25 protein-coding genes and 2 tRNA genes are annotated in these 18,312 nt (G+C 66.7%); 12 read left to right on the top strand and 15 right to left on the bottom strand.

Annotation, left to right across the window (positions count from 1 at the left end; translation table 11 throughout):
- The 4 genes from AC1DIX_RS13580 to AC1DIX_RS13565 form a co-directional block, all read right to left on the bottom strand.
- Positions 1–485: transposase (locus AC1DIX_RS13580; RefSeq protein WP_477324921.1), on the bottom strand; the 485-nt coding region annotated here is incomplete at its 3' end.
- An 82-nt stretch (positions 486–567) separates the two neighbouring features.
- Positions 568–1,209, bottom strand: a complete 642-nt coding sequence (locus tag AC1DIX_RS13575; RefSeq protein WP_477324919.1) for a VTT domain-containing protein — start codon at positions 1,207–1,209, stop codon at positions 568–570.
- A 3-nt stretch (positions 1,210–1,212) separates the two neighbouring features.
- Positions 1,213–1,596: a YfeK family protein gene (locus AC1DIX_RS13570; RefSeq protein ID WP_477324917.1), complete on the bottom strand. Its 384-nt coding sequence runs from the start codon at positions 1,594–1,596 to the stop codon at positions 1,213–1,215.
- A 59-nt stretch (positions 1,597–1,655) separates the two neighbouring features.
- Entirely contained in the window at positions 1,656–2,147 is a 492-nt protein-coding gene (locus AC1DIX_RS13565; protein WP_477324915.1) for an RcnB family protein, read from the bottom strand.
- A 142-nt stretch (positions 2,148–2,289) separates the two neighbouring features.
- Between AC1DIX_RS13565 and rsxB the strand changes: the two genes are divergently transcribed.
- Positions 2,290–2,961: an electron transport complex subunit RsxB gene (gene rsxB / locus AC1DIX_RS13560; RefSeq protein WP_442122663.1), complete on the top strand. Its 672-nt coding sequence runs from the start codon at positions 2,290–2,292 to the stop codon at positions 2,959–2,961.
- Positions 2,958–3,635 (top strand): endonuclease III, encoded by a 678-nt coding sequence (gene nth / locus AC1DIX_RS13555; RefSeq protein ID WP_477324913.1) that lies wholly within the window; start codon positions 2,958–2,960, stop codon positions 3,633–3,635. Before rsxB ends, nth begins: the two co-directional genes overlap by 4 nt.
- On the opposite strand, the gene AC1DIX_RS13550 is transcribed toward nth, so the two are convergent.
- The 4 genes from AC1DIX_RS13550 to AC1DIX_RS13535 are packed head-to-tail and all read right to left on the bottom strand — an operon-like array spanning position 3,625 to position 6,515.
- Complete coding sequence (locus AC1DIX_RS13550; protein WP_477249884.1) at positions 3,625–3,993, bottom strand: nuclear transport factor 2 family protein; 369 nt, start codon at positions 3,991–3,993, stop codon at positions 3,625–3,627. The two genes, nth and AC1DIX_RS13550, sit on opposite strands and share 11 nt — an antisense overlap.
- A gap of 19 nt (positions 3,994–4,012) precedes the next feature.
- On the bottom strand, positions 4,013–5,452 hold the full coding sequence (locus AC1DIX_RS13545; protein WP_477324911.1) for a hypothetical protein: 1,440 nt from the start codon (positions 5,450–5,452) through the stop codon (positions 4,013–4,015).
- Positions 5,453–5,878, bottom strand: a complete 426-nt coding sequence (locus AC1DIX_RS13540; protein ID WP_477249888.1) for an ExbD/TolR family protein — start codon at positions 5,876–5,878, stop codon at positions 5,453–5,455.
- Entirely contained in the window at positions 5,868–6,515 is a 648-nt protein-coding gene (locus AC1DIX_RS13535; RefSeq protein ID WP_477324909.1) for a MotA/TolQ/ExbB proton channel family protein, read from the bottom strand. Before AC1DIX_RS13535 ends, AC1DIX_RS13540 begins: the two co-directional genes overlap by 11 nt.
- 198 nt (positions 6,516–6,713) lie before the next feature.
- Between AC1DIX_RS13535 and AC1DIX_RS13530 the strand changes: the two genes are divergently transcribed.
- Genes AC1DIX_RS13530 through AC1DIX_RS13520 form a run of 3 tightly spaced genes read left to right on the top strand, consistent with a single transcriptional unit; the run spans position 6,714 to position 8,126 of the window.
- Positions 6,714–7,106: a VOC family protein gene (locus AC1DIX_RS13530; protein WP_477324907.1), complete on the top strand. Its 393-nt coding sequence runs from the start codon at positions 6,714–6,716 to the stop codon at positions 7,104–7,106.
- Positions 7,103–7,630: a hypothetical protein gene (locus AC1DIX_RS13525; protein ID WP_477249893.1), complete on the top strand. Its 528-nt coding sequence runs from the start codon at positions 7,103–7,105 to the stop codon at positions 7,628–7,630. The genes AC1DIX_RS13530 and AC1DIX_RS13525 overlap by 4 nt, the downstream gene beginning before the upstream one ends.
- A gap of 10 nt (positions 7,631–7,640) precedes the next feature.
- Positions 7,641–8,126 carry a hypothetical protein gene (locus tag AC1DIX_RS13520; protein ID WP_477324905.1) on the top strand — a complete coding sequence of 162 codons (486 nt, stop codon included), beginning with the start codon at positions 7,641–7,643 and terminating at the stop codon, positions 8,124–8,126.
- Positions 8,127–8,129: 3 nt separating this feature from the next.
- On the opposite strand, the gene proB is transcribed toward AC1DIX_RS13520, so the two are convergent.
- The 5 genes from proB to rplU form a co-directional block, all read right to left on the bottom strand.
- Complete coding sequence (gene proB / locus AC1DIX_RS13515) at positions 8,130–9,257, bottom strand: glutamate 5-kinase (RefSeq protein ID WP_477324903.1); 1,128 nt, start codon at positions 9,255–9,257, stop codon at positions 8,130–8,132.
- Complete coding sequence (locus AC1DIX_RS13510) at positions 9,254–9,664, bottom strand: hypothetical protein (RefSeq protein ID WP_477324901.1); 411 nt, start codon at positions 9,662–9,664, stop codon at positions 9,254–9,256. The genes proB and AC1DIX_RS13510 overlap by 4 nt, the downstream gene beginning before the upstream one ends.
- A gap of 1 nt (position 9,665) precedes the next feature.
- Complete coding sequence (gene cgtA / locus AC1DIX_RS13505; protein ID WP_477324899.1) at positions 9,666–10,778, bottom strand: Obg family GTPase CgtA; 1,113 nt, start codon at positions 10,776–10,778, stop codon at positions 9,666–9,668.
- A gap of 189 nt (positions 10,779–10,967) precedes the next feature.
- Complete coding sequence (gene rpmA / locus AC1DIX_RS13500) at positions 10,968–11,240, bottom strand: 50S ribosomal protein L27 (RefSeq protein WP_047824517.1); 273 nt, start codon at positions 11,238–11,240, stop codon at positions 10,968–10,970.
- A 38-nt stretch (positions 11,241–11,278) separates the two neighbouring features.
- A complete protein-coding gene (rplU, locus tag AC1DIX_RS13495; RefSeq protein ID WP_036230184.1) occupies positions 11,279–11,590 on the bottom strand; it encodes a 50S ribosomal protein L21 in 312 nt (103 codons plus the stop codon).
- A gap of 269 nt (positions 11,591–11,859) precedes the next feature.
- Here rplU and ispB point away from each other — a divergent pair, with 269 nt between their 5' ends.
- The 5 genes from ispB to AC1DIX_RS13470 all read left to right on the top strand — a co-directional run bounded on the left by ispB (position 11,860) and on the right by AC1DIX_RS13470 (position 14,460).
- Positions 11,860–12,849: an octaprenyl diphosphate synthase gene (gene ispB, locus AC1DIX_RS13490; protein ID WP_442122651.1), complete on the top strand. Its 990-nt coding sequence runs from the start codon at positions 11,860–11,862 to the stop codon at positions 12,847–12,849.
- Between the two features lie 51 nt (positions 12,850–12,900).
- Positions 12,901–12,977, top strand: a tRNA-Pro gene (locus tag AC1DIX_RS13485).
- A 49-nt stretch (positions 12,978–13,026) separates the two neighbouring features.
- Positions 13,027–13,103 (top strand) — tRNA-Pro (locus tag AC1DIX_RS13480).
- Positions 13,104–13,229: 126 nt separating this feature from the next.
- Entirely contained in the window at positions 13,230–13,718 is a 489-nt protein-coding gene (locus tag AC1DIX_RS13475; RefSeq protein WP_477324897.1) for a MarR family winged helix-turn-helix transcriptional regulator, read from the top strand.
- On the top strand, positions 13,711–14,460 hold the full coding sequence (locus AC1DIX_RS13470) for a class I SAM-dependent methyltransferase (protein ID WP_477324895.1): 750 nt from the start codon (positions 13,711–13,713) through the stop codon (positions 14,458–14,460). Before AC1DIX_RS13475 ends, AC1DIX_RS13470 begins: the two co-directional genes overlap by 8 nt.
- 3 nt (positions 14,461–14,463) lie before the next feature.
- Here AC1DIX_RS13470 and AC1DIX_RS13465 read toward each other — a convergent pair whose 3' ends face one another.
- Entirely contained in the window at positions 14,464–15,291 is an 828-nt protein-coding gene (locus tag AC1DIX_RS13465) for a hypothetical protein (protein ID WP_477324893.1), read from the bottom strand.
- A 107-nt stretch (positions 15,292–15,398) separates the two neighbouring features.
- Here AC1DIX_RS13465 and AC1DIX_RS13460 point away from each other — a divergent pair, with 107 nt between their 5' ends.
- A complete protein-coding gene (locus AC1DIX_RS13460) occupies positions 15,399–16,049 on the top strand; it encodes a glutathione S-transferase family protein (protein WP_477324891.1) in 651 nt (216 codons plus the stop codon).
- A 6-nt stretch (positions 16,050–16,055) separates the two neighbouring features.
- On the opposite strand, the gene AC1DIX_RS13455 is transcribed toward AC1DIX_RS13460, so the two are convergent.
- Positions 16,056–17,258, bottom strand: a complete 1,203-nt coding sequence (locus AC1DIX_RS13455; RefSeq protein WP_477324889.1) for an MFS transporter — start codon at positions 17,256–17,258, stop codon at positions 16,056–16,058.
- Between the two features lie 100 nt (positions 17,259–17,358).
- On the opposite strand from AC1DIX_RS13455, the gene AC1DIX_RS13450 reads away from it, so the two are divergent.
- Positions 17,359–18,303, top strand: coding sequence for a LysR family transcriptional regulator (locus tag AC1DIX_RS13450; protein ID WP_477324887.1), 945 nt, complete (start codon positions 17,359–17,361; stop codon positions 18,301–18,303).
- Positions 18,304–18,312 lie beyond the last annotated feature (9 nt).

Raw genomic sequence — 18,312 nt, 5'->3', positions numbered from 1 at the left:
TGTCTGGACCCCTTGTGCGATTCGAGCACATACATCTCATCGGCTTCGGCGATCCCACTCAGCCGCTGCGGGCGGTCATCCTTGCTCAAGGCCAGGAAACGGTGACGCCATCGAAAGCTGGTCGCGCTCGCCACGCCGATCTCGCGCGCCGAGCGGCGCACGCTGCGGGAGTCGAGCATGCAGCCGAGGTAGTCGAGCCAGTGCGCCTTGTGGCGCAGGCGGGCCAGCGGCGTGCCGCTGAGCAGGTTGAAGGTGCGATGGCAACTGCGGCAGCGGTAGCGCTGCAGTCCGTGCGCATGGCCGTGGCGATAGGGTTTGTCGGCCTGACAGTGCGGGCAGCAGAGTGGCATGCCGGGCTGCTCGACGATCTCGAGTACACGGTCGAGGCCGGCCGCCGATTGCAGCAGGTCGAGCAGGCGGTCGCGCTGGCGCCAGGTCAGGCTGGACAGGCGTTGCAGGAACTGTTCGAACTGCCGTGCTTGCATGGGGCCTCCGTCAACGGTTCAGGTCGACATTGGACCGCAGGCTTGCAGAAAAGATTCCACACTTGGCGCGAACAGCGCCTTTTCATTCCGCGGGCGCGCGCCCGCGTTCCATCAACCAGCCGGCGATGCCCGGCGCCAGCGACAGGGCGACGATCCCGAGCAGCACCATGGTCAGGTGCTCGCGCACCCAGGCGATATTGCCGAACAAGCGCCCGGCGGCCAGCAGCGCGCCGACCCAGACCAGGCCGCCGGCCACGTTATAGGCAAAGAAGCGGCGATAAGCCATGCTGCCGAGCGCGGCCACGAAAGGCGCCATGGTGCGCACCACCGGCACGAAGCGCGCCAGCACGATGGTCTTCGGACCGTGGCGCTCGAAAAAGGCGCGGGTGCGGTCGATGTGTTCGGGTTTCACGAAGGGCAGGCGCCGCGTGTCGACGGCCCGCTTGCGCACCAGGCCTCCCGCCGCGTAGTTGGCGCTGTCGCCGGCGATGGCGGCCAGCGCCAGCAGCGGGAACAGGATCGCAAGATTGAAGGTGCCCTGGGCCGCGAAGGCGCCGGCCACGAACAGCATCGAGTCGCCCGGCAGGAAAGGCAGGATCACGACCCCGGTCTCGATGAAGATGACGGCGAACAGCAGCAGGTAGACCGCCATGCCATGGCTGGCAGCCAGGGCGGCCAGGTGGGTATCGGGATGGAGCAGCCAGTCCGTCAGCGTATGCCACATGGACTATTTATGCTCGCCGGCCCGGTAACGCTCCAGCTCGGCGTTCAGCCATTGCGCGCTGGTGATCGGCTGTCCATTTCCGCAGCGGACCTGGTAGGCCCGGTGCGTGAAACTGCTCTCCGAGGCCGCGCGTTCGATGAAGGCGCGGGTGTCCGGCACCAGATTGCGGCGCTGCAGGTAAGCGTATTTGTCCTGGAGATGGTCGCGCGCCGCCTTGCTGTCGTGCCAGCTGCCGTTGCGATTGAACTGGCAGCCGGACTGGGCGACGAAATCGAGCAGGTGGGCGATTTCCTGGCGAGCATGCGCATCCTGCTGGGCCCATGCGGGCGCACACGTGCACATGGCAAGGACGATGGACAAGGCTGTGAGCGGCTGTCTGCGGCGCATGGCTTCCCTTCCGGTGTGTCACCTGCCGGGGCCGCCCCACGCGGGGGCAGCCCACGGCTTCAGTGATTGATGATCAGGTCTGCGATCACGCCGGTGGCAATCGCCGCCAGCACATAGTCGCCACCCGTCTGCACCCAGTGATAGCCCCGCGGCGGCGGCCGCAAATGATGTTCCCGATAATTGTTCACCACATATTGGTGGTTGCGGTAGCGTTCGGGCAGGCGGTCTCCGCGGCGGAAACTGTGGTCCGGACCGGCGCCGTTCCAGCGGCGCTCCTCGCCCCAGCCTTCGTTGCCGGCGCGGCCGCCGCCACGGGCCTGGTAGCCATCCCCGCGGTTGTCGTATCCATGGTCGCGGCGGCCGTCGTCACGGCGGCCGTCGTCACGGCGGTTGTCGTCATGGCGGCCGTCGTTGCGGTCGCGCTGGCTGTAACGGTCGCCATGGTCATTGCGGTCACGGTCGCCTTGATAACGGTCCTGGGCAAAACTCGCGGCGCTGGCGCTCAGCAGTGCAGTGACCAATGCCGGAATGATGAGGTGCTTCTTTTCCATAAGACCCTCCAGTAGTTTATTGCCTGGGTCCAGTAGACCACCATCCACAACTACTGCTCCGTTCGTTGCCTCACGAAACCATGTAGGACAAAGGCTGGTCGTTTATCGGATAATGGCGGTTTAGAAAATTGCGCGACCCATCGTGACGAAGACCCTCGCCGACCAGATTGAAGACCTGTTGCCGCAGACGCAGTGTACGAAGTGCGGCTATCCCGCCTGCCGTCCGTACGCGGAAGCGATCGCCAGCGGCGAGGCCGACATCAACCGCTGCCCGCCGGGCGGCATGGAGGGCGTCGCGCGGCTGGCGCGGCTGACGGGCCGTCCCGTCATCCCGATCAATCCCGCGAATGGCCTGGAGCGTCCGCGCCCGGTCGCCTTCATCGACGAGAACCTGTGCATCGGCTGCACCCTGTGCATCCAGGCCTGCCCGGTCGACGCCATCCTCGGCGCGCCCAAGCAGATGCACACCATCCTGCCCAGCCTGTGCACCGGCTGCGACCTGTGTGTGGCGCCCTGCCCGGTCGACTGCATCGCGATGATTCCGGTGACCGGCGAGCGCACCGGCTGGGACGCCTGGTCGCAGGAACAGGCCGACGCCGCGCGTGCGCGCCACGACTTCCGCACCGAGCGCCTGCAACGCGAAAAAGAAGAAAACGATGCGCGCCTGGCCGCCAAGGCCCTGGAAAAGATGCGCGCCGTGACCGCCGAAGAAACCAACACCGCCGAAGAGCTGGCCGAGAAGGAGCGCAAGCGTGCCATCATCGCCGCCGCCATCGAGCGCGCGCGCCAGAAGGCCGCAGGAAAACCCGAATGAACGCAACCAAGCGCTACGAGATCTTCACGCGCTTTCGCGCCGCCAATCCGCATCCGACCACCGAACTCGAATTCAGCACGCCCTTCGAACTGCTGATCGCGGTGCTGCTGTCGGCCCAGTCCACCGACGTCGGCGTCAACAAGGCCACCCGCAGGCTGTATCCGGTAGCGAACACGCCGCAGGCCATCCTCGACCTCGGCCTCGACGAGCTGAAGACCTATATCTCGACCATCGGCCTGTACAACAACAAGGCCAAGAACGTGATCGCCACCTGCGAGATCCTGGTGACCCAGTACGGCGGCGAAGTGCCGCGCGAGCGCGAGGCGCTGGAAGCCCTGCCGGGCGTGGGCCGCAAGACCGCCAACGTGGTGCTGAACACCGCCTTCGGCGAACCGACCATGGCGGTCGATACCCACATCTTCCGCGTCTCGAACCGCACCGGAATCGCGCCGGGCAAGAACGTCGACGTGGTCGAGCAGAAGCTGCTCAAATTCGTGCCGAAGGAATTCCTGCAGGACGCCCACCACTGGCTGATCCTGCACGGCCGCTACACCTGCGTGGCGCGCACGCCCAAGTGCTGGAACTGCATCATCAGCGACCTGTGCGAGTTCAAGGACAAGACGCCGGCGCCGAAGAACCTCCTGCCCGCCGCCGTGCCTTCGCTCAGCGAGTAAGGAGAGTCATCGCGCCCGGCGCGAACGAAGCGCGCCGGATGCGTCCATCGATCACCTCGTAAATGCACAGCATCTCGAGGGTGCCCGGGCCTTCCGGGAAGTTGCGGGTGATGAGTTCGAAGTCGGTCACGAAGTTTCCCATCGCGGTGCGCGACAGCAGGCGCGCATGCAGGTCCGGCTCCGAAAAGCGCGCCAGGTAGCGCGGCCGCAGTTCTTCATGCCCCCTGGCCAGGCGTTCGCCGTGCAGCGCGAACTGCTCGGCGTCCGGCGCATAGGTGCGCATCAGGGCATCGATGTCCTTGGCGTTGAAGGCGTCCAATTGGGCCTGGACGACGGCGAGGGGCGAAGTATTTTCCATGGCCCTCGAGTCTACAGCATCATGCTGGCGTGAGAACGACGGAAAAGAACATCAGGTTCGTGCCGTTGTAGAGCTTCAGCAGGATCGTGTTGCGGCCCTTGTGGAAGTGCAGCTTGCGCTGGCCTTCGGTCAGGTTCAACAGCGCCATCTGCGTGTCCAGCGTGGTGTAGGGCTGGCGGTACCAGGGCTTGTCGCCGTCGCCGCTGTTCCAGACCAGGTGGTCGTTGAACCACAGCCTGGTGTCGTCGTCCCCGCCGATGTGCATCCACATGTCGGTGTCCTCCTCGACCATGACCTCGGTGTAGGCGTAGTAGACCGCGCTCTCGGCGCGCGGGCGCGGCACGAAGGGATAGTCGGTGTCCTGCTGCCAGATCCAGCGCACCGGTTCGTCGTTCTTGCCGTAGTAGACCGCGTCCAGGTCGACGCCGCGCTCGGGCGGATAGACGGCCTCGATGCTGTCGCGTCCGCGGCCGGCGAAGGGACCGATCACGTACCAGGTATTCAGGTAGATGCGGTTGGCGTAGCTGCCGCCGCGGCCCAGCGTGCGGCCGGCGCCGGTGCGCACCGTGGCCGCGTCGACGACCGGCGGCGCGAGGAATTCGCCGTAGCGGCGCTGGTCGCTGAAGCCTTCGCTCGACATGTCCAGGCTGCTGCCGGCCAGCGCACTCGGCGTGTTCATCCCGAGGCCGCTGGCCAGGGCGTCGAGCCGGCCGCCCATCGACGCCGACTGGCCGCCCGGACCGTTGGTGGCGACGCCGCCGTTCATGGCCCCCAGCCCGCCCTGCCCGGCCTCGGCGGTCTTCGCGAGCTGGCCGGTCTGCCCACCCTGGCCGCCGCGGCTGCCCGGGCCACGCTGTTGCCCCTGCTGGCTCAGCTTGACGCCCTGCTGCTGCGCCATCAGCTGGGCGCGGCGCTGCGCCAACGCGGCCCTGGCGTCGGCGGCCAGCTTTGCCACCACCGCTTCCGGCCGGCCCTTGGGCAGCGCCGCCTTCGGCTTGCCCGCCTCCTCGGCCTGCACGCGCCTGAGCGCCTCGTTTTCGGGAATGCCCAGCACACGCGCCATCTCGGCGGCGCGCACTTCCTGCTGCACCTTCCCGATCGCCTCCATCAGCTGGCGCGCCCGCTGGGCCGGATCGCTGGCCGGCGGCGCGCCCCTGGCCCCGCCCTGCCTGCCCTCTCCGGCGGGTGCGCGTCCGCTGCTGCTCTCGAGCGCGTCCCGGATCTCTTCCATGCTCCGCAACTGGCGCTGCATCTCGCGGCGCGCGGTCTGCCGCAGCGATTCGTCCACCTGCGCGCGCAAGCCTTCGTCGCGCCTGAGTTCCACGCGCACCGGGCCGGCGCCGATCAGGGCAAGCAGCAGCACGCCATGCGCGGCGGCCGACAGCGGCAACCAGGGCCGGCGCATCGCCAGCTGCCGCAGGCTCGCACGCTCGAGCTTCGGATCGGCCAGGGCTTCCATCTACTGCCGCCGCGTCAGCATCGCGATATTCGTCAGGCCCTCGAACTGGCACAGGTCCAGCACGCGGACGATGCTCTGGTAATGCACGCGGCCGTCGCCCTCGATGCGCACCGGGCGTCCCGGCTGGCGCCGCGCCTCCTCGCGCAGGCGCTCGTGCAGGGCTTCGGCGCCCATGCCTTCTCCGCCGATCGAGACGACGCCGGCCTGGTCGACCCGGATCACCAGCGGATCCGGCGCCGCCAGGGCGCGCACCGGCGTCGCACTGGCGCGCGGCAGCTGGATCGGCAGCGGCTTGTCCTTGTGCTGCTGCTCCTTTTGCTTGAACGAGGTCGCGACCATGAAGAACATCAGCAGGAAGAAGATGCAGTCGATCAGCGCGATCAGGCCGATCTCGGGCTGCTCGTCGCCGCCGAGGTCAATGCGCACGGTATTCCTCCCCCATGTGCTCCCGCACGCGGGTCTCGTCCAGCAGCCTTCCCAGCTGGCGTTCGAGCGTGATGCCGATATTGACCATGCGGTTGCGGAAGAAGTGATGCATCGCCAGCGCGGGCAGCGCCACCGACAGCCCGGCCGCGGTGTTGACCAGCGCCTTCGAGATGCCGCCGGCCAGCAGGGTCGGATCGCCCATGCCGTTGAAGGCGATCACGTGGAAGGCTTCGATCATGCCGATCACGGTGCCCAGCAGGCCGACGATGGGCGCGATGGTGGCCACCACGTTCAGCGCATACGCCTTCTGCTGCTGCAGGCGCAGCTCGGTGGACGCGATCTCGGCGGAGCGCGCCGACAGGGTCTCGACCGGCAGGCGCGAATGGCCGGCCATGAATTCCAGTACCCGCGCCAGGCTGCTGCGGCTTGCGCCGGCGAGTGCCGCCAGGGCCGGGTAATCGCCGGCGCGCCACAGGTCGAGGGCTTCGTCGGCCAGCGCCTGCGGCGCCACCCTGGCCGCACGGAAGTTGGCGAAGCGCTCGAGCGACACGGCCAGTGCCAGCACGGACAGGGCGCCGATCACGACGATGCCGGTGCCGCCCTCCAGCAACTGTGAGGCGAGGTTCAATTCCTGCATGGCTATCCTTCCCGTGGATGTTCTTGATTTCGAGATAATGTAGCACGAAGCATCCATTAACTAGCAATCTTTATTTCCATGTTGTCGCAATAAAAATACTCGAACGATGCCGACTCAAGCTCTCTGCACCAGTTTCCTGATTCCCGGGATGCAACAATCCACGCACATTCGCCGCTCATAAACTGTTAGTCTTGCAACATGTTTTCTCATGTATTCGTCGGCACGGCCGACTTCGACCGCTCCCTCGCCTTCTACGAACCGCTGATGTCCCGGCTCGCCATCACGCAGCGCTTCTGCGACCGCTCCCGTCCCTGGGCCGGCTGGCAACTGCCGGGCCAGCCGCGGCCGCTGTTCCTGGTCGGCGCGCCCTTCGAGGGCGAGCACGCCGCCGGCAACGGCCAGATGACGGCTTTTCTTGCCCCGGACCGTGCCACCGTCGACCGCGCCCATGCCCTCGCGCTCGCCCACGGCGGCAGCTGCGCCGGCGCCCCGGGACTGCGCCCCGACTACCACGCCAATTATTACGGCGCCTATTTCCGCGACCCCGACGGCAACAAGCTGTGCGTGGTCTGCCACGAGGCACGACCATGAACGATATTTACCGTCCGGCCCTGCTGCTTGCCTGCCTGTCCCTGGCCTGCGCGTGCAGCAGGACGGCTCCCGCACAGGATCCTGTCCACGATATCGAGACCGCCCGCCGCAATGCCGAAACCCTGCGTGCCACGCTGTCCGCACTGCCGCCGGCGTGCACGCTGGGAACGGCTGCGCGGGCGCCGCAGGGCAGCTGGCTGATCGCACCCAGGGCAATGCCGGAACCCGGCCGGCCTTCCACCTTCGTCGAGCTGTTCGATGCTCCGGCCACCGCCAGCGCGGTGCGCGCGGGACTGAACCGCGCGGCGCTCGCCGCGCTCGACAAGGTGGAAATCCGCGACGCCGAGGGCAAGTGGACCGGGCTCACGCCGGTCGGCGTCCACGAAGCGCCGGCCGGCTGCGGCTACGTGTGGCTGCAGCAGGACCTGGGCGGTGCGCGCCAGGTGGCGGCGCTGCGCTACACTTTCCGCCGCAGCGACGAAGCGGTGATCCTGGCCGATGCCGCGATCTTCAAATCGAATTAAGGAGGACACCATGCCTGAGCATTTCATGACACGTGCGCGCGCCCGGTTGATGCTGGTGTTGATGACCCTGAGCTGCACGGCGGCGACGCAGGCCGCCACCGGCGTTCGCTACGGCGTGGCGCCGGCACTGGACTGCCAACAGGCGGGCAAGACGGCCGCGCAGGGCCGCTGGGTGGAGGCGAACGGCGTCGCCGTCGAAGGCAGTCCGGCGCGCCGGATGAGCGTGAGCTTCGACCAACCGGTCGCCACCGACACGATCCATGCCGCGATGAACGGGATGGGCGCACGCGACCTGGCGCTGGTCGAAGTGCAGGATGGGAACGGCGGCTGGCACAAGGCCTGGGAGGGACGTATGCCGGCGCCGGCGCCGGGTGTCGAGCAGACCTGCTTCGAACAGCAGCTGCCGCAGAAGCAGGTGGTACAGGGCCTGCGCTTCACTTTCCGCGCAGCGGAAGACCAGGTCGAGCTCAATCACGCGGCGCTGCTGCGCCGCTGACTGTCAGAGCAGCACCAGGTTATCCCGGTGCACCAGCTCCGGCGCCTCGACATAACCGAGGATAGACTCGATCTCGGACGAGGCATGGCGCATGATGCGCTTCACTTCGGAAGCGGTGTAGTTGGTCAGCCCGCGCGCGATCTCGGCGCCGTCTTCGTTCACGCAGGAGACGAGGGCGCCGCGCCCGAATTCGCCGCGCACGGCGGACACGCCGATCGGCAGCAACGACTTCCCTTCCTTCACCAGTTTCTGCACGGCGCCGGCATCCAGCACCAGTTCGCCGGCCGTGTGCAGGTGGTCGACCATCCACTGGCGGCGCGCGGTCAGGCGCGCGGTCGGCGCCAGCAGCTGGGTGCCGATCGCCTCGCCGCCGGCCAGGCGCACCAGCACATTGTCTTCCCTGCCCCAGGCGATCACGGTATGCGCGCCCGAACGCGCGGCGCGCTTGGCGGCCAGCACCTTGGTCAGCATCCCGCCGCGGCCGATGCTGCTGCCGGCGCCGCCGGCCATCGCTTCGAGCGTGGTGTCGCCGGCTTCGGCTTCCTGGATCAGCTTCGCGGACGGGTCCTTGCGCGGATCGGCCGAATACAAACCCTTCTGGTCGGTCAGGATGACCAGGGCATCGGCCTCGATCAGGTTGGCGACCAGGGCGCCGAGGGTGTCGTTGTCGCCGAACTTGATCTCGTCGGTGACCACGGTGTCGTTCTCGTTGATGATCGGGACCACGCCCAGGCGCAGCAACGTGGTCAAGGTGGAGCGCGCATTCAAATAGCGTTCGCGGTCGGCCAGGTCGGCGTGGGTCAGCAGCACCTGGGCGGTCTTGACGCCGTGGGTGGCGAAGCTGGTTTCGTAGATCTGGGCCAGGCCCATCTGGCCGCAGGCGGCGCAGGCCTGCAGTTCGTGGATGTCGGTCGGGCGCGCGGAAAAGCCGAGGCGCAGCATGCCTTCGGCGATCGCGCCGGAAGACACCAGCACGACTTCCTTGCCGAGGGTGCGCAGCGAGGCGATCTGCGCGGCCCAGCGCGCGATGGCGGCGTTATCGAGGCCGCGGCCTTCGTTGGTGACGAGCGAGGAGCCGACCTTGACGATGATGCGGGCGGCCTGTTGGATGACGGAGGTGGCAGGATTCATGGCGACAGAAGCTTTCCGTGCGGGCGGAGCAGCAGCAGCGCCAGGCCGACCAGCAGCTCGATCCCGCTAACGACGAACAATGAGCCCTGGGGCAGGCCGATCGCGAAGGACGCGACGATGCGGCCGAGCGGCTGCGCCAGGATGAATAATGCTGCGAGGTCGCCGAGGATGGGCTGGTCGCCCCGCCTGGCCGCCAGCAGAGCCAGYCCCGCGGTGGCGAGGCGCACTCCGACATAGATGGCGTAGAACTGGCTGTAGCCGTTCACGCCGACGAGAAACAGGCCCAGCGCGTTGGCGATCCGGTCCGGATCGAGCAATGCCGACAGCGCGGCCAGCGAACTGGCCACGGCAGTCACCTGCAGCAGCTGGCTGCGCAGGTGGAGGCGGCGCGACGGGCTTAGTGCCAAATCAGTCTTCGAGGATCTTGAAGCGGGGATCGTCCGGATCGATGGACGAGATGCCGCGCGCTTCCTCGGTCATCTGCTTTTCTTCCGAGCGTTGTTCCGCGTGGCGCTTCTCTTCCAGGTACTGGTAGATCGCGTGGATGAGGTCTTCGCAGCCTTCGCGGTTCAGGGCCGAGATCTCGAACACCGGGCCCTTCCAGGCCAGTTTCTTGACGAAGTCCTTGACCAGCTTCTTGCGCTCGTCTTCCGGCACCACGTCCAGCTTGTTCAGTACCAGCCAGCGCGGTTTGTTGACCAGTTCCTCGTCGTACTTCTCGAGTTCCTTGACCAGGGCCTTGGTGTCCTTGACCGGGTCGCTCTTGCCGTCCGCCGGCGCAAAGTCGACGATGTGCAGCAGCAGGCCGGTGCGGCTCAGGTGGCGCAGGAACTGGTGACCCAGGCCGGCGCCTTCCGCCGCGCCTTCGATCAGGCCCGGGATGTCGGCGATCACGAAGCTCTTCGCGTGCGAGACGCGCACCACGCCGAGGTTCGGATGCAGGGTCGTGAACGGATAGTCGGCGATCTTCGGACGCGCGTTCGACACGGCGGTGATGAAGGTCGACTTGCCGGCGTTCGGCATGCCCAGCAGGCCGACGTCGGCCAGCACCTTCAGCTCGAGGCGCAGCGCGCGGCGCTCGCCTTCCTTGCCTTCGGTCTTCTGGCGCGGCGCGCGGTTGGTCGAGGTCTTGAAGTGGATGTTGCCCCAGCCACCCTCGCCACCCTTGGCCAGCAGTTCGACCTGCTCGTGTTCGGTAAGGTCGGCGATGATCTCGCCATTGTTATCGTCGATGATCAGGGTGCCGACCGGCATGCGCAGGTAGACATCCTCGGCGCCCTTGCCGTAGCAGTCGGAGCCGCGGCCCGGTTCGCCGTTGCGCGCCGTGTGGACCTTGGAGAAACGGAAATCGACCAGCGTGTTGACGTTGCGGTCGGCGATCGCCCAGATCGAGCCGCCGCGGCCGCCGTCGCCGCCGTCCGGACCGCCGAAGGGACGGAATTTCTCGCGTCGGAACGAGGCGCAGCCGTTGCCGCCGTCACCGCCGATGACTTCGATTCTTGCTTCGTCGATAAACTTCATGATGAACCACCAAAACTGAGGGCTATGTCACTGTTAAATGTGCCACAAGATGGGCCCATGGATCCGCACTTAACGGTGACAACGCCAGAAATTAAAAAGGCCCTACCTGAGGGCAGAGCCTATCGATTGCAAGGCTTGCGCCTCACGTCGCGGAACCTTGCCAGAGCGAGGTTCCGCTGGCCGCTTTATTTAAGCAGCGACTGCTTCAGCAGCAACGACGGTCACGTACTGCTTCGAGCCGACGCCTTGCTTGACGAACTTCACGGTACCGTTCACCAGGGCGAACAGGGTGTGGTCCTTGCCCAGGCCAACGTTGGTGCCCGGACGGATGGTGGTGCCGCGCTGACGCATGATGATGCCGCCTGCGTTGATCGACTGGCCGCCGTAGACTTTCACGCCAAGGCGTTTGCTTTCTGAGTCACGGCCGTTGCGGGTAGTACCGCCGCCTTTTTTGTGTGCCATTTAGATGCTCCTTGATGACTGATGAGGACGCGCGGCAATTAGCCGTTGATCGCAACCACTTGGATTTCGGTGTAGTTCTGGCGATGGCCCTGACGCTTCTGGTAGTGCTTACGACGACGCATCTTGAAGATACGCACTTTGTCGTGACGACCGTGCGAAACAACAGTCACGCGAACCGAAGCACCTTCCACCAGCGGAGCACCAAACTTGATGCTCTCGCCCTCGCCGACGGCGAGAACCTGATCGATAGTGAGTTCGGAACCAATGTCTGCCGGTATCTGTTCTACTTTGAGTTTTTCGCCAGCGACAACTTTGTATTGCTTGCCACCGGTTTTTATGACCGCGTACATGATTTGAAACCTCATTAATTGTTTAAAGAAATTCCAGCGAACCCGGCGTACAGCGTGCCCAGGATTCGGGGAACAGAGGATTATACATAATTTGGTGCAGGGCGTCAAAACTGCTGTGGCAGCGAAACCTCATGCCGCTTCCACAGCCGCACGTGGCAAAGGCCTCCTCCCGGCCAAACCGATGTGAAAAAGCGCGAGTTTTGCTTGCTTATCGTATAATCGCGCCACTTATCACATCCACACCGCCCACAACGTCACGCAGGTCCGCCTTGTCCGCCGCCACCAATACCGCCCAACAGAACCCCATCACCCGCACGATCGCAACCGACATGGAGGCCGTCAACGGCGTGATCCGACAGCGGCTTCAGTCGGACGTCGCACTGGTGAACCAGATCGCCGAATACATCATCAGCGCCGGCGGCAAGCGGATCCGTCCGGTACTGGTGTTACTGCTGGCCAACGCCTACGGCTACAAGGGCGCCGGCCATCACGAACTGGCCGCCGTCGTGGAATTCATCCACACCGCGACCCTGCTGCACGACGACGTGGTCGACGAATCCTCGATGCGCCGCGGCCGCCAGACCGCCAACGCGATGTTCGGCAACGCCGCCTCGGTGCTGGTCGGCGACTACCTGTACTCGCGCGCCTTCGAGATGATGACCAGCCTGGACAACATGCGCGTGATGGAAATCCTGTCGCGCGCCACCACCGTCATCGCCGAGGGTGAAGTCCTGCAGCTGCTGAACATGCACGATCCGGACGTCACCCAGGAAAGCTACCTGACCGTGATCCGCTCCAAGACCGCCAAGCTGTTCGAGGCCGCCGCCCAGCTCGGCGCCCTGGTGGCCGGCGCCAACGATGCCCAGATCGACGCCGCCGGCGAGTACGGCCGCTCGCTGGGCACCGCCTTCCAGCTGATCGACGACGTGCTCGACTATGCCGGCGACGCCGCCGAGATCGGCAAGAACGTCGGCGACGACCTGCGCGAAGGCAAGCCCACCCTGCCCCTGATCTACGTGATGGAAAACGGCAGCGCCGAGCAGCGCGAACTGATCCGCAGCTGCATCGAACAGGGCGACGAGACCCATTTCGACGCCGTGCTGTCGGCCGTCACCACCAGCGGCGCGCTCGACTATACGCGCCGCGAAGCCGAAGCCGCCGCCGAGCGCGCAGCCGCCGCCATCGCCGACCTGCCGGAGAGCGAATACAAGCAAAGCCTGCTCCAGCTGTGCAGCTTCGCAGTTGACAGGAACCACTGAGGCAACTATAGTAATGCCTTCCCGAGATTCGGCGACGGATCTCAAACCAGTCGGGGTGTAGCTTAGCCCGGTAGAGCGCTACGTTCGGGACGTAGAGGCCGGAGGTTCGAATCCTCTCACCCCGACCATTCTCCTTTCTTTCTGCAGCCTCGCGCTGTATTAGAGATACCCTACCGTCGGGGTGTAGCTTAGCCCGGTAGAGCGCTACGTTCGGGACGTAGAGGCCGGAGGTTCGAATCCTCTCACCCCGACCACAGAATTCCTCGCAGAGCCCCGCCAGCCAGCGGGGCTTTGTCGTTTACGCTCCCATCCTCGGCCTGCATGCGATGGACTTCCCGCATCCGTTGAATTTGCATTAGCGCTAATGTATTATCGGGCGCATGGATACCAGACAGAATCCCGGACTCGGCGAACTGCTCCGCTACGTCAACGACCTCGTCGAACAGGGCGCCGAGGAGCATTACCGTGCCATGCGCCTGAATTACCGGGCGCGCTACACACCGGTATTGCGCGCCCTACATGCCGGCGCCCGCACCGTCACCGACATCACCGAAAGCACCCGCCTGACGCAAGGCGCGATCAGCCAGACCGTCGCCCTGCTGGACGGCGACGGACTCGTGTCACGCCACGCCCTCGACGACGGGCGCAAGACCGGCATCCGGCTCACCGCGGCGGGCCGCGCCCTGGTCCGCAAGCTGGAACGGCACTGGACCGCGACCTTCGCCGCCATCGACCGCCTGGAACAGGAAATCGGCTATCCGCTCAGGCGGGTGCTGGAGGCCGCCGCCGGAGCCCTGGAGCGCGAAGGCTTCGCGTCCCGCGTGATGGCCGCGACAACCGAACTACAAGGAGAGAACGCCAATGACTAATCCACCGGCACGCAACTGGTTCGACCAGGGTGGCCGCGCCTACGCCCGCTTCCGCCCCGAATACCCGCGCGAGCTCGCGGCCTGGCTGGCCTCGCTGGCGCCGGACCACGACACCGCCGTCGACGTCGGCTGCGGCAATGGTCAACTGACCCAGCTTCTGGCGCCCTGGTTCAATAAAGTGGTCGGGCTCGACCCGAGCGCCGACCAGATCGCGAACGCCATCCCGAACGAGCGCATCGCATACCGCTGCGCGCCGGCCGAGCAGCTTCCCCTGCTTGATGCCAGCGCCAGCCTGATTACCGCGGCCCAGGCCGCGCACTGGTTCGACCTGCCGGCCTTCTACCGCGAGGTGCGCCGGATCGCCAGGCCGGGTGCGGCCGTGGCCCTGGTCAGCTATGGCGTGATGAAACTCGAAGCGGAACTCGACGAGCGCTTCCAGAAGTTCTATTGGGACGAGATCGGGCCCTACTGGCCGCCGGAGCGCAAGCTGGTCGACAGCGGCTACGCCACCATCGCCTTCCCCTTCGAGGAACTGGCGCCGCCCGCGCTGGAGATCCGCCTCGACTGGCACCTGTCCGAATTCCTCGGCTATCTGACCACCTGGTCGGCCGTGCGCAGCGCCATGGAAGCGGGACGGGAAGACCTGCTGATCGCCTTCGCCAACGATATCGGTGCGGCCTGGGGCGACCCGAACCGCAGGCGGCCCGTGCGCTGGCCCATCAATATGCGGATCGGACGATAGCGGCTAAGGAGCCGGCGGCACCGCCGGCGGCGATGCCGTGGTCTGGCCCACGCTGAGCTGCAACGTATACAGGTCCGCCCGCGCGGCGGGGCGCGCCACGTGCGGCGGACCGTTTTCCAGCGTAGCCGGCAGGCTGGTTTCACCGCACTGTCCCGGTCCAGCGCACATCCAGAATTTGCCGCCGCCGGAGGTCAACTCCATCGAGACAGGCGCCAGGTCGGCCACCAGCGCCCCCATCGGGGCCGGCACCTGCGCGGGCAGCCAGCCGGCGCGTTTCAGCATGCTGTGGACGTTGCCGGTGTAGGTGAGGATGAGCGCATCCGGACGCGCCGCGCGCTCCTCGCGCAGGCGCGCGGCCATGGCCAGGTCGCGGTCGCCGGTGAAGGGCCGGTCGTTGAGGGCGAACACGCTCAAGGGCCGGCCTTGCCGGCGCCAGGCCCTGAAGGTCTCGATCATGTCCAGCCAGGCCACGCTCGAGCGGCCGTCGCGCACGCCGTTCCAATGGCGCTCCGCCAGCAAGGCCTGCCTGGCCGCGGCATCGCCGCTGGAGCCCATGTAGGCGTCGAGCGCACGCTTCGGGTCCACCATTTCGAGCCCCACCGAAACGGCCAGCCCGCGCTGCAGGGCGCCACAGACCAGCCGCATGAACTCCGCCGGCATCTCCCTGGAGCCGTGGATCTCGCCGACCATCACGATGCGGCCGGCGGACAGCAGCGGCGCCGTACCCGGGATTACGGCGCAGGCGGCGCCGGACAGGTTCTGCGCCGACGCGCTGGCGCACAGCGCCGCCAGGACGAACGAGAACAGGTGGCGCGGCATACGTGGCTTCATGGCGGGCTCTCCAGGATTCGGGACCATGCCATGTTGACGCCAGACTTATTCGAAGGTCAATATACGATGCATGGATCAACCGATCGCCATCGCCGAAAGGACCGCACATGAGCATCACCATCACCGCTTTCGAACGCTCGCCGGACGGCGGCAAGGGGCTGGCGCGCGACACCCGCGTGCGCTGGGCACTGGAAGAAGCCGGCCAGCCGTATGAGGTGCGCCTGCTGTCCTTCGGCGCGATGAAGGAAGCCGCCCACCTGGCGCTCAATCCCTTCGGCCAGATCCCGACCTACGAGGAAGACGGCCTGGCGCTGTTCGAGACCGGCGCGATCGTCTTCCATATCGCCCAGCGCTTTGCCGGCCTGCTGCCGGTGGATGCGCATGCCCGGGCACGCGCCATTACCTGGATGTTCGCGGCGCTGAATACCGTGGAGCCGCCTATCCTCGACCTGTTCACCGCCAGGATCCTCGAGGGCGACAAGCCATGGGCCGCGGAGCGCCTGCCGCTGGTCGGGGATCGCGTACGCAGCCGCCTGCAGCAGCTGTCCGCCCGCCTTGGCGATGCCGACTGGCTCGACGGCGCATTCAGCGCGGGCGACCTGATGATGGTGTCGGTGCTGCTGAGGGCAAGGTCGTCCGGCATCCTGGCCGAGTTTCCGAACCTGGCCGCCTATGTCGCACGCGGCGAAGCGCGCCTGGCCTACCGGCGCGCTTTCGCCGCGCAGCTGGCGGTCAATACTGCCCCGCCGCCGGGCTGATTTCTTTCAGTTGCGGGCCCGCAGGCGCACCAGCAGCGCGCCGATCGAGGAGACCGTGGCCAGCAGCACCACGCCGGTCCAGCCCCAGGCCGCCAGGGCCTGGGCGCCCAGCAGGCCGCCCAGCGACATGCCGACGAACATGCAGGTCATCAGGATCGCATTCAGGCGGCTGCGCGCTTCCGGTGCGATGCCGTAGACGATGGTCTGGTGCGAGATCAGGCTGGCCTGCACGCCCAGGTCGAAGCCGACCGTGGCCAGGGCCAGCAGGGCCAGCTGGGCCGGTGCCGGCAGCAGCGGCATCAGCAGCATCGATGCGAACGACACCACGGTCACGCCGACGGTGATGCGGATGACGCGGGCCGGGCCATGACGGTCGGCCAGGCGGCCGGCGAAGGGTGCTGCAAGGGCGCCCATGGCGCCGGCCAGGCCGAAGGAACCGGCGGCGGCCGAACCGAGGTGGAACGGGGCTTCGTGCAGCATCACGGCCAGGGTCGACCAGAAGGCCGAGAAACCGAGCGCCAGCAGGGCCTGGGCCAGCGCCGCCTGGCGCAGCTTCGGATATTGGGCCCACAGGTGGGCCAGCGATTTCAGCAGCGCAGGATACGGCTGGTTGCTGGTCGGCGCGAAGCGCGGCAGGCCCTTGGCCAGCACCACCGCAAGCAGCGCGACGCTGACGGCGGCGGCAATGAACACGGTGCGCCAGCCAAAGTTCTCGGCGACGAAGCCGCTCACCACGCGCGACAGCAGGATGCCCATCAGCAGGCCCGTCATCACGGTGCCGACCGCCTTGCCGCGTTCGTGCGGCGGGGCCAGCGTGGCGGCGGCGGGGACGATGTCCTGGGCCACGGTCGCAAACAGGCCGACCAGCAGGCTGGCCGCCAGCAGCACGCCGAGGCCGGGCGCCAGGCCGGTCAGCAGCAGCGCCGCGCTCAGGATCACGGCCTTCAGCAGGATGATGTTGCGGCGGTCGAAACGGTCGCCCAGCGGCGCGAGCAGCAGCAAGCCGATCGCGTAGCCGAACTGGGTGAGGGTCGGGATCCAGCCGATCTGGCGCGGGCTGGCGTGCAGGTCGCCGGCCAGCACGCCGAGCGTCGGCTGGCTGTAATAGAGAGCGGCGACGGTCAGGCCGGTGCCGCCGGCCAGCAGGAAGGTCAGCGACGACGATAGATGCGGCTGGGCCGGTTTCACGGTGGTGGTAGCGGAATTCATGGCGATGTGTTGTTGTTGGCTTTGAGGATGCTGCCATTATCGTCAGTACGGCCCGCGTATGGTAGACGCGCGTAACGTCGAAGTGTTATACGATGAACGTATGAACCTTGACCTCAACGGCGTTGTTTCCACCGCCGATCGCATGATGCTCGTGGAAACCTTCGTTCGCATCGTGGAGGCCGGCAGCCTGTCGGCGGCGGCGCGGCTCCTGGAGACCACCCAGCCGACCATCAGCCGACGTCTCAAGACCCTGGAAAAATCGCTGGGCGTGCGCCTGCTGCAGCGCTCCACCCACGCGATGAAGCTGACCGACGACGGCATGCGCTGCTATACGCGGGCCAAGGAGCTGATCGCCGGCTGGCAGGAATTCGAGAGCGAGATCCGCGGCGCCGGCGAGGAACCGGTCKGGCTGCTGCGCGTGATCGCGCCACACGCCTTCGGCCAGCAGCAACTGGTGACGCCGCTGGTGGAGTACCTGAAGCGCTATCCGAAGATGACGGTCGACTGGACCCTGCACGACCGCACGCCGGACTTCATCGCCGAAGGCATCGACTGCGCGATCCGGGTCGGCGACATTCCCGACCCTTCGGTGGTGGCGATCCGGCTGGGCGAGGTGCCGCGCATCGTGGTGTGCGCGCCCGCCGTGCTGGAAGGCGGCGCGGTGCCCACCCACCCGGAGCAGCTGGCGGCCCTGCCCTGGATCTCGGTCTTCCCCTTCTACCGCAACGAGGTCGCGCTGACCCACGGCCAGAGCGGCGAGACACTGACCGTTCCGATCCAGCCGCGCATGTTCACCGATAACCTGTACGCGATGCGCAATGCGGCCATGCTGGGCGTGGGCGTGGCRCTCGGCTCGTCCTGGGCACTGCGCGAAGAACTGGAGGCCGGCCGCCTGGTGCAGCTGACGCCGGACTGGCATGCCGCGCCGCTGCCCATCCACCTGATCTATCCGCCGGCGCGCTTCTATCCGGCGCGGCTGCGGCGCTTCATCGACATCATGAAGGTGGCGGTGCCGCAGGCTTTCGGGATCCTGCCTCCTGGCTGAACCCGGTCG

This window comes from Massilia sp. 05N420 (genome assembly GCF_056397205.1).
Note: the sequence above shows the minus strand (reverse complement) of the source record. Positions and strands in the feature narration are given on the sequence as shown.

Bases quoted from the DNA above. Each gene is read 5' to 3' on its own strand.
- AC1DIX_RS13470 (WP_477324895.1), top strand. From the start codon at position 13,711: ATGACTAATCCACCGGCACGCAACTGGTTCGACCAGGGTGGCCGCGCC.
- AC1DIX_RS13575 (WP_477324919.1), bottom strand. From the start codon at position 1,209: ATGTGGCATACGCTGACGGACTGGCTGCTCCATCCCGATACCCACCTG.
- proB (WP_477324903.1), bottom strand. From the start codon at position 9,257: ATGAATCCTGCCACCTCCGTCATCCAACAGGCCGCCCGCATCATCGTC.
- AC1DIX_RS13455 (WP_477324889.1), bottom strand. From the start codon at position 17,258: ATGAATTCCGCTACCACCACCGTGAAACCGGCCCAGCCGCATCTATCG.
- AC1DIX_RS13520 (WP_477324905.1), top strand. From the start codon at position 7,641: ATGCCTGAGCATTTCATGACACGTGCGCGCGCCCGGTTGATGCTGGTG.
- nth (WP_477324913.1), top strand. From the start codon at position 2,958: ATGAACGCAACCAAGCGCTACGAGATCTTCACGCGCTTTCGCGCCGCC.
- cgtA (WP_477324899.1), bottom strand. From the start codon at position 10,778: ATGAAGTTTATCGACGAAGCAAGAATCGAAGTCATCGGCGGTGACGGC.
- AC1DIX_RS13550 (WP_477249884.1), bottom strand. From the start codon at position 3,993: ATGGAAAATACTTCGCCCCTCGCCGTCGTCCAGGCCCAATTGGACGCC.
- AC1DIX_RS13545 (WP_477324911.1), bottom strand. From the start codon at position 5,452: ATGGAAGCCCTGGCCGATCCGAAGCTCGAGCGTGCGAGCCTGCGGCAG.
- rpmA (WP_047824517.1), bottom strand. From the start codon at position 11,240: ATGGCACACAAAAAAGGCGGCGGTACTACCCGCAACGGCCGTGACTCA.
- AC1DIX_RS13565 (WP_477324915.1), bottom strand. From the start codon at position 2,147: ATGGAAAAGAAGCACCTCATCATTCCGGCATTGGTCACTGCACTGCTG.
- AC1DIX_RS13460 (WP_477324891.1), top strand. From the start codon at position 15,399: ATGAGCATCACCATCACCGCTTTCGAACGCTCGCCGGACGGCGGCAAG.
- AC1DIX_RS13535 (WP_477324909.1), bottom strand. From the start codon at position 6,515: ATGCAGGAATTGAACCTCGCCTCACAGTTGCTGGAGGGCGGCACCGGC.
- AC1DIX_RS13465 (WP_477324893.1), bottom strand. From the start codon at position 15,291: ATGAAGCCACGTATGCCGCGCCACCTGTTCTCGTTCGTCCTGGCGGCG.
- rplU (WP_036230184.1), bottom strand. From the start codon at position 11,590: ATGTACGCGGTCATAAAAACCGGTGGCAAGCAATACAAAGTTGTCGCT.
- AC1DIX_RS13475 (WP_477324897.1), top strand. From the start codon at position 13,230: ATGGATACCAGACAGAATCCCGGACTCGGCGAACTGCTCCGCTACGTC.
- AC1DIX_RS13570 (WP_477324917.1), bottom strand. From the start codon at position 1,596: ATGCGCCGCAGACAGCCGCTCACAGCCTTGTCCATCGTCCTTGCCATG.
- AC1DIX_RS13525 (WP_477249893.1), top strand. From the start codon at position 7,103: ATGAACGATATTTACCGTCCGGCCCTGCTGCTTGCCTGCCTGTCCCTG.
- AC1DIX_RS13530 (WP_477324907.1), top strand. From the start codon at position 6,714: ATGTTTTCTCATGTATTCGTCGGCACGGCCGACTTCGACCGCTCCCTC.